Below are 15,571 nucleotides of genomic sequence, written 5' to 3'. Positions count from 1 at the left end.
TCCTCATTTCGCCCCCTGTGACGCAGACGACGACTTCCCGGCAGAGCCGTCGCGGCTGCTTTGATCGGCATGTTTGACCGATGTGGAATACATCGGCATCAGCACGCGGAAGGTGGTCTTGCGCGGCTGAGACTCGCATTCGATGATGCCCCCGTGATCTCCGATGATCTTTGCGACCAGCGCCAGGCCAAGACCCGAGCCGGTCTGCTTGGTGGTCACGAAGGGATCGAACAGGTTGGGCAGAAGATCGTCCGGCACGCCTGGTCCGTTGTCCTTCACGCAGAACTCGAGCGGCAGGGATACACGGGATTTTTGACCGGGGACTGACAGGCGCACGCCGGGACGGAACGCGGTGGTGAGCTGGATCTCGGCGTCGGGGACGTCGATCAGCGCTTCGGCGGCGTTCTTCACGAGGTTGAGGAACACCTGGACGAGCTGATCCTGGTTCGCCAGGACCGGCGGCAGCGAGGGATCATAATCCTCGATGAAGCGGATGTTGCGGGCAAAGCCCGACTGCGCCAGTCGCTTCACGTGATCGAGCACGGAATGGATGTTGACGGGACCGCGCACCACGGGGCGCTCGTCGCCGAACACCTCCATGCGGTCGACCAGCGTCACGATGCGGTCGGCCTCGTCGCAGATCAGCCGCGTCAGCATGCGGTCCTCGGACGAGGCCTGCTGCTCCAGCAGCTGCGCGGCGCCGCGGATGCCGGAGAGCGGATTCTTGATCTCATGCGCCAGCATGGCGGCCAGCGCGATCACCGAGCGCGCGGCGCTGCGATGGGTGAGCTGGCGGTCCATCTTGTCGGCGATGGAGCGCTCCTGGAGCATCACCACGATATGGCCGGGCCGTTCCGTCAGCGGGGCGACATGCAGATCCACCTGGCGGTCGCCGCCCATGCGCGGCGTGCCCAGATCGACCTTGTATTCGTTGACCGGCGAGTTCGACGAACGAACCTGGTCGATCAGCGCTAGCAAGGGGCTCCCGAACGGCACCAGCTCTTTCAGCGACTGCCGTTTCAGGAACTGCGTCGAGATGTCGAAGAAGGCTTCGGTCGCGATGTTGGCGGCGACGATCTTGCCGTCCGGCCCGATCATGAGCACGGGATTGGGCAGCGCATCCAGGATCGCGTCGCTCTCGGACGGAAGCGGCCGGCGATGGTCAGCAACTGAGCTCATGCAGCAGCGCTCCATGCGAAATCGTCGAAGGCATCTTGCAGCGACTGGTGGACGAGGCGCGGATCCTCGGAGGTGAGGATCTTCTGGCGCCAGGCTTTCAGCTTCTCGGCCGGCGCACGGCTCACATCGGCCGCGACGTCGAGCGCCCAGCCGAGATGTTTTCGCGCGTGCCGGAGGCCGATCCGCAGGCCGTAGAGCGCGCAGACGCCCTCATAGAGCGTGCGGACATAATGCAGCTGGGTCTCGAGCGACGGCGCGGCTTCGACCGCCCCGCCCTTCAGGCGGCGGCCGATCTCGCCGGGCAACCAGGGCTGCCCCTGCGCGCCGCGGCCGATCATCACGGCATCGGCGCCGGAGGCCTCCAACGCCGCGAGCGCCTTCTCGTAAGTGGTGATGTCGCCATTGACGACAAGCGGAATGGAGATCGCTTCGCGCACCGCGCGGATCGCATCCCAATCGGCCTCGCCCTTGTAGAACTGGCAGCGGGTGCGGCCGTGCACGGTGACGAGCTCAATGCCGGCGGCTTCCGCACGCCGCGCCAATTCCGGCGCGTTGCGGGTGTGATCGTCCCAGCCGAGCCGCATCTTCAGCGTCACCGGCACCTTCACCGCCGCGATCGTCGCATCGATCAGGCTGACGGCATGGTCGAGATCGCGCATCAGGGCGGAGCCGGACTGGCCGCCGGTGACATGCCGGGCCGGACAGCCCATGTTGATGTCGATGATGTCGGCGCCTCCGGCTTCGGCGATCCGGGCCCCTTCGGCCATCCAGTGCGCCTCGCAGCCGGCGAGCTGGACTACATGAGGCCCGATCCCGGTCGCTTCGCAGCGCAACCGTGACATCTTGTGGCCATTCGCGAGCTCATCGCTGGCGGTCATTTCGGACACGACCAGACCGGCCCCGAGCTCGGCGGCGAGCCGGCGGACGGGCGAGTCGGTGACCCCCGACATCGGCGCCAGGAAGACCGGGGTGGCGACCTCGATATCGCCAATTTTCAACGGCTTAGAGCCTGATACTGCCGAGCCGGTCACAGGGGTCTCGTTGCGTAGGCAGGGCCTCATCGCGCCTGCCATGACCTATCTTGCGCACAATTCTTGTGCAGTCAAGCGTCATGCCTACAGTTTAGACAGTTCTGCAAATCTTTCAAGTGCAGTGCAGCAAAATGCTGTTTCCCACAATCCGGGGAAACCCCTTTTTTTGCGGGCCTGCCGTGCTAGAGGCATGCGGCAATCACCCCACTCCCCCGACTCTCTTCATCACCAACTGAGTATTTGAGTCCTATGGCGAAATCACAGCGCACCGCAGTCGTCCTCGTCGCGGCCGGACGCGGCCTGCGGGCTGGCGCCGGTGGTCCCAAGCAATATCGCGAGATCGGCGGCGTCCCCGTGATCTACCGCGCCATGGAAGCCTTCAGCCGCCACCCCGACGTGTTCGCCGTGCAGCCGGTAGTGAACCCCGACGACAGCGCCATGTTCACGGCAGCGGTCGCAGGTCTCAGCCACGAGCCGCCGACCAATGGCGGCGCGACGCGGCAGGCCTCCGTGCTCGCAGGGCTCGAAGCACTCGCCAAGCATAAGCCCGATATAGTGCTCATCCACGACGCCGCGCGCCCCTTCGTCTCGGCAGGCGTGATCTCGCGCGCGATCGAGGCGGCCAGCCGCACCGGCGCTGCGCTCCCCGTCGTCCCTGTCACCGACACGATCAAGGTCACCGGCGAGAGCGGCAATGTCGAGGACACGCCGGACCGCGCAGCCTTGCGAATCGCGCAGACGCCGCAATCCTTTCGTTTCGACGTCATCCTCGAGGCGCATCGTCGCGCGGCAAAGGATGGGCGCAGCGATTTCACCGACGATGCCGCGATTGCCGAATGGGCGGGATTGACGGTCGCAACCTTTGAAGGCGATGTTGCCAATATGAAGCTCACCACTCCCGAGGATTTCGTGCGCGAGGAAGCGCGCCTGGCCAGCCTGCTCGGCGACATCAGGACCGGCACCGGCTATGACGTGCACGCCTTCGGCGAAGGCGACCACGTGATGATCTGTGGCGTACGGGTGCCGCACACCAAAGGCTTCCTCGCCCATTCCGACGGCGATGTCGGCCTGCATGCGCTGGTCGACGCCATCCTCGGCGCACTCGCCGACGGCGATATCGGCTCGCACTTTCCGCCGAGCGATGCGAAATGGAAGGGGGCTTCCTCCGACCAGTTCCTGAAATACGCCATCGAGCGCGTTGCGCAGCGCGGCGGCCGCGTCGCCAACCTCGAGGTGACGATGATCTGCGAGCGGCCGAAGATCGGCCCCTTGCGCGACACCATGCGCGCCCGCATCGCCGAGATCTCCGGGGTCGATATCTCGCGCGTCGCGGTGAAGGCGACCACCAGCGAGCGGCTCGGCTTCACCGGCCGCGAGGAAGGCATCGCGGCCACCGCGAGCGCCACCATCCGTCTGCCCTGGAGCGTCTAGGTCATGGGCGGCAGCGACGCACGCGCCCTCTCCCGCTCGCTGCGCGATCTGTGCCGGATGCGCAAGCTGACGATTGCCACCGCCGAGTCCTGCACCGGCGGTCTGGTTGCCGGCGCGCTGACCGACATTCCCGGCTCCTCCGACGTGATCGACCGCGGCTTCGTCACTTATTCCAATGACGCCAAGCGCGCGATGCTAGGGGTCGAGGCGAGCACGCTCGCGAATTTCGGCGCCGTCAGCAAGGAGACCGCAACCGCGATGGCGGTCGGCGCGCTGGAGCGTGCCGGCGTCGATCTCGCCGTTGCCATTACCGGTATCGCCGGCCCCGGCGGCGCCACGCCCGGCAAGCCGGTCGGTCTCGTGCATTTCGCGGTTGCCGCGCGCGACGGCCGCATCGTCCATCGCGAGCATCGCTTTGGCGCGATCGGCCGGACCGCCGTGCGCCAGCGCTCGGTGGTCGAGGCATTGCGCATGCTGATGGATCTCGCCCGCGGCCCGAAGGCCCAGCCCAAGCCCCGGCGCGCCGCCGCGGCAACCCGCCTGCGTCCCCGCGTGACCCGCTCGCCGCGCCGGCATGCGGTGAAGCGCAGGACGCCGCGGTCACCGCGCGGCTGAGCCACTTCATGCCGCCGCCAGCAGCGCGCTCGCGCTGTGATTGATGATCGCCACGCCCCACACCGACCTCGACGTCGGCGCCGATGTGGAAGGGCCGGAACAGCAGCAGCATCACGCCGGCAGCGAGATTGGACAGCGTGCCCTGTAACGCCAGACCGATCGCGAGCGATATCGCGCCCTATTGTTCCTGGCGCTTCGTCCGACAAATGACAGGGAGCTTCTGCTCAATCGCCTTCGCCAGCACCGTGCCGCGGGTCCGGCCGAGCTCTTTCGCTATCAGCGCAATCGGCTTGGTGCCTGCCAGGACCTTCAGCCTGCCAAGGTCTTCTTCGCTCCATGCCTGCTTCCAGCGTCCCATCTCCCCGATCCCGCGATAAGGCGCCCGCGCCCGACTCGGATTGTAGTCGAACCTTTCGCGAAGGGCAGAGCTCGCGGTGCGCCGTTTCCGGCAAGGGGTGTTGCGTCAGCGCGGTGCGTTTTGGCACAAACTGCACTTGTCGCCCGACGGGAAGATGCACTCTGATGATGGGTCGTCTGCCCGGCCCAAGCGGCAGAACATCCGCGCGCGCGCGAACGGATTCCACATTGCCGCGCTTCCCGCTTGTGAAGCAAAGCTCGGGCGGAATACGCCGCGAGATCGCGGCGTTACGCCAGTTTTCAAAAAGCACGCAATTCTTGTCGAATTCGATCAGGATCGCAAATGTGCAACCGCGACCAAGCGTCATCGCCATGTCCGATCTTGCGCGCGACTGTATTGGCGCAATAATGCGGCTCTACGCTGTGGCCAGGAATCAACCCGGTCCTGCTTTCTGGAGGGCGACGGCGTGTTCGCTCGCGACACTGCACTGGCAATCGCTATTGCTACCTTGGCCGCTATTGATGGTACTGCAGCACAAACGGCCAACCAGCCGCCGGATACCATGGCGGCGCGGGTGGAGGCGTGCACGCCCTGTCACGGCAACAAGGGCGAAGGCACCAGCGACGTCTATTTCCCGCGGCTTGCCGGCAAGCCGGCCGGCTATCTCTACAACCAGCTCCTCGCCTTCCGCAGCGGCCGGCGCAAATACCCGCCGATGAACTATCTGCTGGAGTTTCTGCCTGATCCGTATCTGGAGGCGATGGCCGAATATTTCGCCAGCGAGCATCCGCCGCTGCCGCAGCCCGCGCCGAGCGAAGTCAGCAAGGAAGTGCTGGCGCAGGGCGAGCTGCTCGCGACCAGCGGCGATGCCGGTCGTAACATACCGGCGTGCGTGAGCTGTCACGGCCCGGGCCTCACCGGCATGCAGCCCGGCATCCCCGGTCTGCTGGGCTTGCGCGCCGCTTACGTCAGTGCGCAGCTCGGCGCCTGGCGCTACGGCACGCGAACGGCAAAATCGCCGGACTGCATGCAGCTCGTCGCCGGCCATCTGACGGAAGCAGATGTTACCGCCGTTGCGGCCTGGCTCGCGACGCGACCCGCGCCCACCAACCCGGCCCCCGTCCCGAAAGGCACCTACGCGCTGCCGTTCGGCTGCGGCAGCCAGCCCAACTGACGAGGCGCATGATGGGCTCAAGACTGTCGATCACGCTGCTTTCGATCAAGCTCCTGGCCCTCGCCGCGCTCATCACGGCCGCGCAGGCGCAGGACAAGGCCGGCGACGTCATTGCGCGGGGTGAATATCTCGCCCGCGCCGGCGATTGCACGGCCTGCCATACTGCGGCTGAGGGCCGGCTGTTTGCCGGCGGGCGCCCGATGCCGACCCCGTTCGGAACGATCTACACCTCCAACATCACGCCCGATCCGGAGACCGGCATCGGCAAGTGGAGCGCGGACGATTTCTACAGAACCATGCACAACGGCCGTTTCCCGGATGGCGGGCTGATCTATCCGGCGATGCCGTTCGCGTCCTACACAAAGGTGACACGCGCCGACAGCGACGCGATCTTCGCCTATCTGCGCTCGATTCAGCCGGTGAACCAGAAGAACAAGCCGCACGAGCTGCGCTTTCCCTATGACAACCGCCAGCTCATCCTCGGCTGGCGCACGCTGTTCTTCCGCGAGGGTGAGTTCAAGTCCGACCCCACCAAGTCGGCGGAATGGAATCGTGGCGCCTATCTGGTCGAGGGGCTCGGCCATTGCGGCATGTGCCATTCGCCGATCAACGCGCTTGGCGGCACCTCGCAATCGGACGCCTTCAAGGGCGGCCTGATCCCGATGCAGAACTGGTACGCGCCGTCCCTCACCTCCAACCGTGAGGCGGGGCTCGGCGACTGGAGCATCAAGGACATCACCGACCTGCTCCAGACCGGCGTCTCCATGCGCGGCGTGGTCTACGGCCCGATGGCCGAGGTCGTGCACAACAGCCTGCAATATCTCAACGACGAGGACACGCGCGCCATGGCGGTGTACCTCAAGGGCATCGCGGAGCCCTCGCCTCCGCCGGCGCCGAGCTCGGCGCTGCCGACCACCGAGAGCAGCCTGCTGATCAGCCTCGGCAAGACCGTCTACGACAAGAATTGCGCGAGCTGTCACGGCGTCCAGGGCGAAGGCAAGCCGCCGCACTGGCCGCCGCTCGCCAACAACCAGTCGATCGAGATGCAGTCGGCGGTCAACCCGATCCGCATGGTGCTCAATGGCGGCTATCCGCCGGGCACCAAGGGCAATCCGATGCCCTACGGCATGCCGCCCTTCGCAGGCCTCCTCTCCGACAACGAGGTCGCCGCCGTCGTCTCCTACATCCGCACCGCCTGGGGCAATCGCGGCACGCCGGTGTCGGCGCGCGAGGCCAACGAGCTGCGCTCCGCACCGCTGAACTGAGAGGCGCCAGAGAACCGTCATGTTCAATTCCGATCCGCCGACCAGCCCAGCCGCCGCCGACCAGGCCGTCGAGGAAGTCGTCTCGCAAGGACCGTCTGGCGCGATCGTGCTGGCCGGCATCGCCACGGCCTGCGTGGTCGCGATGTGGCTTGCCTTCTATCTCTTCGTCTTCCTGCCGCGCGGATCACTGCAATGAGCGCAGAGGACACCCATGGCAGCGCCGAGGTCGCGGCCCGCGTCGAGCGGCGCTGGGCGACCATTGCCGTGATAATCGTCGTCGGCATGGCGCTTCTGGCAGCCTTCGCCGGCATCCATCGCGCCACCATGCCGCAGCCGCGCGTCGAGACCACCGATCCCTCGCGCATTCATCTGTCCGGCGAATTCGTCGAGAGCAATCTCGGCAGCGTGCTGGAGGCCAATGGCAATGTGACCGTGCGCGCGATCGGCCAGCAATATTCCTTCACGCCGGCCTGCATCGTGGTGCCCGTAGATACGCCGATCACGATGCGCGCCACCAGCGCCGACGTCGTCCACGGCATCCTGATCCAGGGCACCAACATCAACACCATGCTGGTGCCGGGCTACATCTCCGAGCAATTGATGCGCTTTACGAAGACCGGCGACTATCTGATGCCCTGCCAGGAGTTTTGCTCCTTCGGCCACGAGGGCATGTGGGGCAAGGTCAAGGTGATCAACAAGACCGACTTCGCCGATCGCGCGAAGGGTGGCGGGAGGCTGAGCTGTGTTGGCGAATAGGAAACTCATCCTCGCCCATTTCTGGCTGGCCTTCGGCGTGTTCGGCATCGCGCTCACGCTCGGCGCCTGGCAGATGTTCATCCGCAGCCCGATCGGCACCTGGCTGTCCAATCCCGAGCTCTATTACCGCTCGCTGACCGCGCACGGCACGGTGATGGGCTACGTCTTTCCCACGCTCGTCGCGATGGGCTTTGGCTATGCCATCAGCGAGTCCGCGCTGGAGCAGCGCCTGGTCGGCGTGCGCTGGGCCTGGACCGGATTTTGGCTGATCGTGATCGGCAGCGTCATGGCGCTGATCCCGGTCGCGCTGGGGCGCGCGTCGGTGCTCTACACCTTCTATCCGCCGCTGATCGGCAACGTTTTCTACTACCTCGGCGTCGTGCTGGTCGTGGTCGGCTCCTGGATTTGGGTCGCGCTGATGGCGATCAATCTGCGCGTCTGGCGGAAGGCCCATCCCGGTGCACCGGTGCCGCTGGCGATGTTCGCCAATGTTGCGGGCTCCTATCTCTGGGCCTGGACCGCGGTTGGTGCCGCGCTCGAGCTGCTGCTCCAGATCATTCCCGTCGCGGCCGGGCTGAAGGCCACGATCGACGCGGGTCTTGCCCGCGTGTTCTTCTCCTGGACGCTGCACGCCATCGTCTATTTCTGGCTGATGCCGACCTACATCGCCTATTACACCATCGTGCCGCGCGCGATCGGCGGCCGGGTTTATTCCGACAGCATGGCGCGGATCTCCTTCATCCTGTTCCTGGTGGTGGCGATGCCGATCGGCATGCACCACACCTTCGCCGATCCGCAGGTCGGCGCCGGCTTCAAGTTCATCCATTCGGCCTTCACGGCGCTGGTCGCGCTGCCGACGCTGCTGACCGTGTTCACGATCTGCGCCTCGGTCGAGATCGCGGCGCGCCTGCGCGGCGGCCGCGGCCTATTCGGCTGGATCAAGGCGCTGCCCTGGGACAACCCGATGATGCTGGCGCTGGCGTTCTCGTTCGTCATGCTCGGCTTCGGCGGCGCCGGCGGCCTGATCAACATGAGCTACCAGCTCGATGCGTCGATCCACAACACGCAGTGGATCACCGGCCATTTCCACCTGATCTTCGGCGGCGCCATCGTGATCATGTACTTTGCGATCGCCTATGATCTGTGGCCGCATCTGACCGGGCGCGAACTCATCGACATCCGCCTGATCCGCACCCAGCTCTGGCTTTGGTTCATCGGTATGATCATCACGACCTTCCCGTGGCACTGGGTCGGCATCCTGGGCATGCCGCGCCGCATGGCCTATTTCGACTTCGGCGATCCCGCGATCGCGCCGCAGGCGCTCTCGGTCACGTTCTCCGCGATCGGCGGCTTCATCCTGCTGGCGTCGGGCATCATGTTCATCGTCATCCTCGCACGTGGCATGCGTGCGCCCCGGGTTGACGCCGGCCCGTACCGCTTTGCGCTGGCTGTGCATCAGCCCGCGACCGTGCCGGTCGCGCTCAACACGCATGCGCTGTGGGTGGCGCTGATGATCGTCCTCACCCTCACCAATTACGGCTACCCGATCGTGACGCTGGCGCTGACCGAGGGCACGTCGGTGCCGGCCGTCTATGTGGGAGCGCAGTGATGAGCGCGCGCGACCTCTTCACCTTCCGCAACAGCCATTTCAGGATGGGCGTCGGCATCACCGCCGCGATCCTGATCGTGACGGCGATCACCGGCTTCATCGTGCTGCCCTTCGCACAGCCCTGGGTTCAGTTCGCCAATGTCTGGGATGCGATCTGCAGCGCCGCCGGCGTGCCACAGCGCGCGGCGAATGTTACTGCGCCCGAGCAGACAAAACGCCTGTCGGAGGTCGTGCTGACCTCGCATACGCTGTCGCGTCCGAGCCAGGAAGCGATCGGCCGCGGCGCGACGCTGGCGCAGCGCTGCGCGATCTGCCACGGCCCGACCGGCATCAGCCGCGCGGATTCGCCCAATCTCGCCGGCCAGTACGCGGCCGTCATCTACAAGGAGCTGCACGATTTCCGATCCGGCGCGCGCACCAATGCCGTGATGTCGCCATTCGCCGTCAATCTGACGGACCAGGAGATCGCCGATCTCTCGAACTATTACGCCTATCTGCCGCGGCCGGCAGCCTATCACCCGACGCCGCAGCTGCCGAAACCGAGCATCGTCATCTACGGCGCGCCGATGCGCGGGATCGCGCCCTGCGGCTCCTGCCATGGCAGCCTCGACAACAAGACCGGCAGTCCGTGGCTCGAAGGCCAGTCCGAAGCTTACATGAAGGCGCAGCTCCAGGCCTTCGCATCCGGCGAGCGGCGCAACGACATCAGCCAGCAGATGCGCAACATCGCCCGCGCGATGACGCCGCAGGAGATCGAGGCGGCCGCGGCCTATTACGCCTCGCAGCCGCCGGATGTGGTGAAGGCGGTGGATTGAGCCTCACTGTCATTGCGAGCGCAGCGAAGCAATCCAGAATCCCTCCGCGGAAAGACCCTGGATTGCTTCGTCGCAAGGGCTCCTCGCAATGACGGCGGAGAGAGTACGCCTTACGACGACGCCAGCTTTGGCCGGCCGTAGATCGCATCCGCCCGCTTCTCGAATGCGATGGAGAAGCGCGCGAACGCGGCATCGAACATCGAGCCCATCAGCATCGCCAGCATCCGGCTCTTGAACTCGTAGGCCAGGAAGAATCCGACGTCGCAGACGCCCTCACCCTTGGGCTCGAACGTCCAGCGGTTCTCGAGGTTGCTGAACGGGCCTTGCAGATATTCGACCCGGATATTCAGATTGGCGCGGTCGAGCGTCACGCGGCTGGTGAAGGACTCCTTGACCAGCTTGAACGACACCGTCATGTCGGCGACCAGCACCTCGGTGCCGTCGGGTTTGGCCATCCGCTGGCGGATCTTGAGCGCGCTGCACAGCGGCACGAACTCCGGGTAGCGCTCGACGTCGGCGACCAGATCAAACATCTCGGACGCGCTGTGATGGACACGGCGCTTGCTTGAAAATTTGGGCATGGCGGTTCAGCGGGCAGTCGCGGCCCGTGCGGCCTTCAGTCTCGCAAAGTCCTCGCCGGCATGATGCGACGAACGGGTGAGCGGGCTCGCCGACACCATCAGGAAACCCTTGGTGTAGGCGACCTTCTCGTAGGACGAAAACTCGTCGGGCGGCACATAGCGCATCACGGCGTGGTGCTTCCGGGTCGGCTGGAGATATTGCCCGATGGTCAGGAAGTCGACGTCGGCGGAGCGCAGATCGTCCATCACCTGCTGCACCTCGTGGCGCTCCTCGCCGAGGCCGACCATGATGCCGGACTTGGTGAAGATGGTGGGATCGAGCTCCTTGACCCGCTGCAACAGCCGGATCGAGTGGAAGTAGCGCGCGCCGGGCCGCACCGTGAGGTAACGCGACGGCACGGTCTCGAGATTGTGGTTGAACACGTCGGGCCTCGCCGCGACGACGATTTCGAGCGCCCCCTCCTTGCGCAGGAAGTCGGGCGTCAGGATCTCGATCGTGGTCGAGGGGCACGCGGCCCGGATCGCACGGATGGTCTCTGCAAAATGCTCGGCGCCGCCATCGGCCAGATCGTCGCGGTCGACGGAGGTGATGACGACGTGGGCCAGCCCCAGCTTGGCGACGGCTTCGGCGACGTTCTGCGGCTCGGCCGCATCCAGCGCATTGGGCATGCCGGTCTTGACGTTACAGAACGCGCAGGCCCGGGTGCAGGTGTCCCCCATGATCATGAAGGTCGCGTGCTTCTTGTCCCAGCACTCGCCGATGTTCGGGCAGCCCGCCTCCTCGCACACCGTGTGCAGGCCGTTGGCGCGCACGATGTTGCGGGTGTCGGCATAGCCGCGGGTATTGGGGGCGCGCACGCGGATCCAGTCCGGCTTCGGCGGCGAAGCGGAATCGGGGCGATTCACCTTTTCAGGGTGGCGGGGGCGCAACGGGTTCGAGATGGTGTCGACAATAACGACCATGGGCTGTCCGGTCTGTTCAGGTCCTACCTAGTCGGTCTGGCTGCCTGCCGCAACCCGGCTCGCGCCGCTTCAGGGAACATGGCAGATATGGGCAATATCCTGCTCTGTTCTCAGGCGATTCTCACCTCGAATGGCTCCAACCTCGAAAGCCTCACCACCGCGGCTCGGCAAAGCCCTGAAGCGTGCGTTTTTCGGCCGCAGCGTCCACGAGGTCGCGCCCGATTTGATCGGGGCCACCATACTGGTCAATGGCGTCGGCGGCCTCATCGTCGAGGTCGAGGCCTATCATCATACCGAGCCGGCGGCGCACTCCTACAATGGCCCGACGCCGCGGAACCAAATCATGTTTGGCCCGCCCGGCTTTGCCTATGTCTACCGCTCCTACGGCATTCACTGGTGCGTGAACTTCGTCTGCGAGGAGGAAGGCTCCGCCAGCGCCGTGCTGATCCGCGCACTGGAGCCGACGCATGGCCTGGCGGCGATGCGCCGCCGCCGCCATCTCCAGGAGGCGCATGCGCTGTGCTCGGGCCCCGGCAAGCTGACCGAGGCGCTGGGCATCACCATCGCGCACAACGCCCTGCCGTTGGACCGGCCGCCGATCGCGCTGCATGCGCGGACAGAGGAGGTCGAGGTGGCGGCCGGGATCCGGATCGGCATCACCAAGGCCGTCGAGCTGCCCTGGCGCTATGGCGTCAAGGGCTCGAAGTTCTTGAGCAAGCCGTTCCCGAAGTAGGCCTAGAACCCGTTCCGATGGAACGGGCTCTAGATTCTAGTTTTGACGCGCTTTCTTGACGCGAACCAGTTTCCACTTCGCTCGAAAACGCTCTACGACGCCTGCTTCAGCCGCTCCAGCGCCTCCAGCAGCTTGGCCTTGCGGGCCAGTGCTGCCTCGCGCTTTTCGCGCTCCTCCTCGACGACCTCTTCGGCCGCGTTGGCGACGAACTTCTCGTTCGCCAGCTTGGACTCGGCGCGCTTGATGTCGGCGTCGGCCTTGCCGATCTCCTTGTCGAGGCGCGTGCGCTCGGCGGCGACGTCGATCACGCCCTTCAGCGGCAACGCAGCCACCTCGCCGCGCACGAGAAGCTGGACCGCACCATCAGGTGCGCGGTCGGCGAAGGAGATGTCGGACAGCCGTGCCATGCGCTTGATGACGTCGGTCCAGCGCGGCGCGCGCTCCTTGGTCTCGGTCGAGGCGCCCGCGAGCACCAGCGCCGTCAGCGTCGCCGGCGGGATGTTCATCTCGGCGCGCACCGAGCGGATCTGCGTGACGAGGTCGATCACCCAGCCGATCTCGGCTTCCGCCTTGGGATCGGTGAAGTCGGCATGGTCGAAGATCGGCATGATCAGGACCGGCGAGATCAGCGGATCGGTGGGCCCGGCAGCCGCGGCGAGCATCGCGAGTTGCTCCGGCGTCGGCTCGGACGGCTTCAGCGGCCATTGCGCCAGCGCCAGCAGGCCGTCGCGCTTGGCCGTCACCTCCCACAGCTCTTCGGTGATGAAGGGCATGAAGGGGTGCAGCAGCTTCAGGATCTCGTCGCGCGCCCAGGCGACCATGGCGCGGGTTTCGTCCTTGGCGGGGCTATCCGGACCGAGCAGCACGGGCTTTGCGAGCTCGACATACCAGTCGCAATAGACGTTCCAGACGAAGCGGTAGATCGCACCGGCCGCGTCGTTGAAGCGATAGGCTTCGATCGCCTCGGTCACCTCGCGCGTGGTGTGGGCGCTCTCGTGCGCGATCCAGCGGTTCAGCGTCTCCTTGGCCTTCGCCGGCTCGAAACCTTCGGGCACGGCGCAGTGGTTCATCTCCGCGAAACGCGACGCATTCCAGAGCTTCGTCGCGAAATTCCGGTAACCCTCGACGCGGCTGGTGGCGAGCTTGATGTCGCGTCCCTGCGCCGCCATGGCGGCCAGCGTGAAGCGCAACGCGTCGGCGCCGTATTCGTCGATCAGGTTGAGGGGGTCGATGACGTTGCCCTTCGACTTCGACATCTTGGCGCCCTTCTCGTCGCGGACGAGGGCATGGATGTAGATCGTCGAGAACGGCACTTCCTTCATGAAGTGCAGGCCCATCATCATCATCCGGGCGACCCAGAAGAAGATAATGTCGAAGCCGGTCACCAGCGCGTTGGTCGGGTAATAGCGCTGCACTTCCGGCGCGTCCTCGGGCCAGCCGAGCGTCGAGAACGGCCACAGCGCCGAGGAGAACCAGGTGTCGAGCACGTCCTCGTCACGCGTGATGAAGCCTTCGCGCTTGTTGCGGTCGAGCGCCATCTCGCGGCCCTGCTCGGCCGTGATGACCTCCTGCTCGACGTAATAGCCGAGCGCGTGGCTGACGGCCTCCTCCTCGGTCTCGGCGACGAACACCTTGCCATCGGGGCCGTACCAGGCCGGGATCTGATGACCCCACCACAGCTGGCGCGAGATGCACCAGGGCTGGATGTTCTCCATCCACTCGAAATAGGTCTTTTCCCAGTTCTTCGGCACGAACGTCGTTTCGCCCGAACGCACCGCCGCGATCGCGGGCTTTGCCAGCGTCTTGGCGTCGACGTACCACTGGTCGGTCAGATAGGGCTCGATCACGCTGTTCGAGCGGTCGCCGTGCGGCACCATGTGGGTGTGCGGCTCGATCCGCTCGACGAAGCCGAAGGATTCCAGTCGCTCGACGATGCGCTTGCGCGCCACGAAGCGGTCGACCTTGTTGAACTCCTCGGCGAACTGCGAAGCGCCTTCCGGCAGGTCGCGCAGGTAATCCTCGTTGTCGAGGAGATCGAGACAACCTTCCTTGTCGAGCACGCTGATCCGGCGCAGGCCATGGCGATTGCCGACCTCGAAATCGTTGAAGTCGTGCGCCGGCGTCACCTTCACCGCGCCCGAGCCCTTGTCCGGATCGGAATACTCGTCGGTGATGATCTTAATCTTGCGACCGACCAGCGGCAGGATCACGTTCTTGCCGACCAGCTTCTGATAACGCTCGTCGTCGGGATGCACCGCCACGCCGGTATCGCCGAGCATGGTCTCGGGCCGCGTGGTGGCGACGACGATGAAGCTCGAGGGATCCTCGGGGCTGAACGTCTTGCCCTCGATCGGATAGCGCAGATACCACAGGCTGCCCTTGACCTCGGTCTGCTGCACTTCGAGGTCGGAGATCGCGGTCAGCAGCTTGGTGTCCCAGTTCACCAGCCGCTTGTCCTTGTAGATCAGGCCGTCGCGATGCAGCTCGACGAACACCTTGATGACGGCCTTCGACAGGCCCTCGTCCATGGTGAAGCGTTCGCGCGACCAGTCGCAGGAGGCGCCGAGGCGCTTGAGCTGGTTGATGATGGTGTCGCCGCTCTCGGCTTTCCACTGCCAGACCCGCTCCAGAAACTTCTCGCGGCCCATCTCGCGGCGGCTGGGCTGCTGGCGCTCCATCAGCTGCCGCTCGACCACCATCTGGGTGGCGATACCGGCATGGTCGGTGCCGGGCTGCCACAGCACGTCGCGGCCGCGCATGCGCTCGAACCGGCACAGGATGTCCTGGAGGGTGTTGTTGAGGGCGTGGCCCATATGCAGCGAGCCCGTCACGTTCGGCGGCGGGATCACGATGGTAAAGGGCACTGCGTCGCGGCGGTCGGGGCGGCCGGCCCTGAAGGCAAGGCTGTCCTCCCACACGACGGACATGCGGGCTTCGATATCGGCGGGCTGGTAATTTTTCTCGATCATGGGCTGCTAGAAAGCCGCGCGCGGGGGGCAAGTCAACGAAAAGGTCCGGGAGAGGATCAACGGAAAGCCCGGCGGCAAAACGGCTTTCCGGC

The 15,571-nt window shown here is 65.6% G+C and carries 15 protein-coding genes and 1 pseudogene; 9 read left to right on the top strand and 7 right to left on the bottom strand.

The window, feature by feature from the left end; translation table 11 throughout:
* Positions 1-3 precede the first annotated feature (3 nt).
* Both AB7535_RS14890 and dusB read right to left on the bottom strand, forming a co-directional pair.
* Positions 4-1,179, bottom strand: a complete 1,176-nt coding sequence (locus AB7535_RS14890) for a two-component system sensor histidine kinase NtrB (protein WP_028147561.1) — start codon at positions 1,177-1,179, stop codon at positions 4-6.
* Entirely contained in the window at positions 1,176-2,177 is a 1,002-nt protein-coding gene (gene dusB, locus AB7535_RS14885; protein ID WP_193560863.1) for a tRNA dihydrouridine synthase DusB, read from the bottom strand. Before dusB ends, AB7535_RS14890 begins: the two co-directional genes overlap by 4 nt.
* Positions 2,178-2,459: 282 nt before the next feature.
* On the opposite strand from dusB, the gene AB7535_RS14880 reads away from it, so the two are divergent.
* Positions 2,460-3,641: a bifunctional 2-C-methyl-D-erythritol 4-phosphate cytidylyltransferase/2-C-methyl-D-erythritol 2,4-cyclodiphosphate synthase gene (locus tag AB7535_RS14880; RefSeq protein WP_135213616.1), complete on the top strand. Its 1,182-nt coding sequence runs from the start codon at positions 2,460-2,462 to the stop codon at positions 3,639-3,641.
* A 3-nt stretch (positions 3,642-3,644) separates the two neighbouring features.
* Entirely contained in the window at positions 3,645-4,256 is a 612-nt protein-coding gene (locus AB7535_RS14875) for a CinA family protein (protein ID WP_439036577.1), read from the top strand.
* Between the two features lie 49 nt (positions 4,257-4,305).
* On the opposite strand, the pseudogene AB7535_RS14870 reads toward AB7535_RS14875, so the two are convergent.
* Both AB7535_RS14870 and AB7535_RS14865 read right to left on the bottom strand, forming a co-directional pair.
* Positions 4,306-4,434 (bottom strand): annotated as a pseudogene (locus AB7535_RS14870) (mechanosensitive ion channel domain-containing protein); the annotation flags it as partial.
* The gene (locus AB7535_RS14865) at positions 4,435-4,614 is read right to left on the bottom strand and encodes a hypothetical protein (protein ID WP_071914051.1); all 180 of its coding nucleotides are present in this window, start codon (positions 4,612-4,614) and stop codon (positions 4,435-4,437) included. It lies immediately after the preceding pseudogene.
* Between the two features lie 562 nt (positions 4,615-5,176).
* Between AB7535_RS14865 and AB7535_RS14860 the strand changes: the two genes are divergently transcribed.
* Genes AB7535_RS14860 through AB7535_RS14835 form a run of 6 tightly spaced genes read left to right on the top strand, consistent with a single transcriptional unit; the run spans position 5,177 to position 10,233 of the window.
* Positions 5,177-5,788 carry a c-type cytochrome gene (locus tag AB7535_RS14860; protein ID WP_225048829.1) on the top strand — a complete coding sequence of 204 codons (612 nt, stop codon included), beginning with the start codon at positions 5,177-5,179 and terminating at the stop codon, positions 5,786-5,788.
* Positions 5,789-5,796: 8 nt separating this feature from the next.
* Entirely contained in the window at positions 5,797-7,053 is a 1,257-nt protein-coding gene (locus tag AB7535_RS14855; RefSeq protein WP_439036576.1) for a cytochrome c, read from the top strand.
* Between the two features lie 19 nt (positions 7,054-7,072).
* Positions 7,073-7,249 (top strand): hypothetical protein, encoded by a 177-nt coding sequence (locus tag AB7535_RS14850; RefSeq protein ID WP_166096542.1) that lies wholly within the window; start codon positions 7,073-7,075, stop codon positions 7,247-7,249.
* Complete coding sequence (locus tag AB7535_RS14845; protein WP_135213614.1) at positions 7,246-7,809, top strand: cytochrome C oxidase subunit II; 564 nt, start codon at positions 7,246-7,248, stop codon at positions 7,807-7,809. The genes AB7535_RS14850 and AB7535_RS14845 overlap by 4 nt, the downstream gene beginning before the upstream one ends.
* Positions 7,796-9,418, top strand: a complete 1,623-nt coding sequence (locus AB7535_RS14840) for a b(o/a)3-type cytochrome-c oxidase subunit 1 (protein WP_135213613.1) — start codon at positions 7,796-7,798, stop codon at positions 9,416-9,418. Before AB7535_RS14845 ends, AB7535_RS14840 begins: the two co-directional genes overlap by 14 nt.
* Positions 9,418-10,233 carry a c-type cytochrome gene (locus AB7535_RS14835; RefSeq protein WP_166096541.1) on the top strand — a complete coding sequence of 272 codons (816 nt, stop codon included), beginning with the start codon at positions 9,418-9,420 and terminating at the stop codon, positions 10,231-10,233. Before AB7535_RS14840 ends, AB7535_RS14835 begins: the two co-directional genes overlap by 1 nt.
* Before the next feature lie 110 nt (positions 10,234-10,343).
* Here AB7535_RS14835 and AB7535_RS14830 read toward each other — a convergent pair whose 3' ends face one another.
* The gene (locus AB7535_RS14830) at positions 10,344-10,814 is read right to left on the bottom strand and encodes a type II toxin-antitoxin system RatA family toxin (RefSeq protein WP_071914058.1); all 471 of its coding nucleotides are present in this window, start codon (positions 10,812-10,814) and stop codon (positions 10,344-10,346) included.
* 6 nt (positions 10,815-10,820) lie between these two features.
* Positions 10,821-11,777, bottom strand: coding sequence for a lipoyl synthase (lipA, locus tag AB7535_RS14825; RefSeq protein WP_063983327.1), 957 nt, complete (start codon positions 11,775-11,777; stop codon positions 10,821-10,823).
* Positions 11,778-11,907: 130 nt separating this feature from the next.
* On the opposite strand from lipA, the gene AB7535_RS14820 reads away from it, so the two are divergent.
* Positions 11,908-12,510, top strand: a complete 603-nt coding sequence (locus AB7535_RS14820; RefSeq protein WP_439036575.1) for a DNA-3-methyladenine glycosylase — start codon at positions 11,908-11,910, stop codon at positions 12,508-12,510.
* Between the two features lie 92 nt (positions 12,511-12,602).
* Here AB7535_RS14820 and AB7535_RS14815 read toward each other — a convergent pair whose 3' ends face one another.
* A complete protein-coding gene (locus AB7535_RS14815) occupies positions 12,603-15,479 on the bottom strand; it encodes a valine--tRNA ligase (RefSeq protein WP_439036574.1) in 2,877 nt (958 codons plus the stop codon).
* Positions 15,480-15,571 lie beyond the last annotated feature (92 nt).

Source organism: Bradyrhizobium sp. 956_D2_N1_4 (genome assembly GCF_052076025.1).
GTDB lineage: Bacteria > Pseudomonadota > Alphaproteobacteria > Rhizobiales > Xanthobacteraceae > Bradyrhizobium > Bradyrhizobium barranii.
This window is presented reverse-complemented; position numbering and strand designations above follow the sequence as displayed.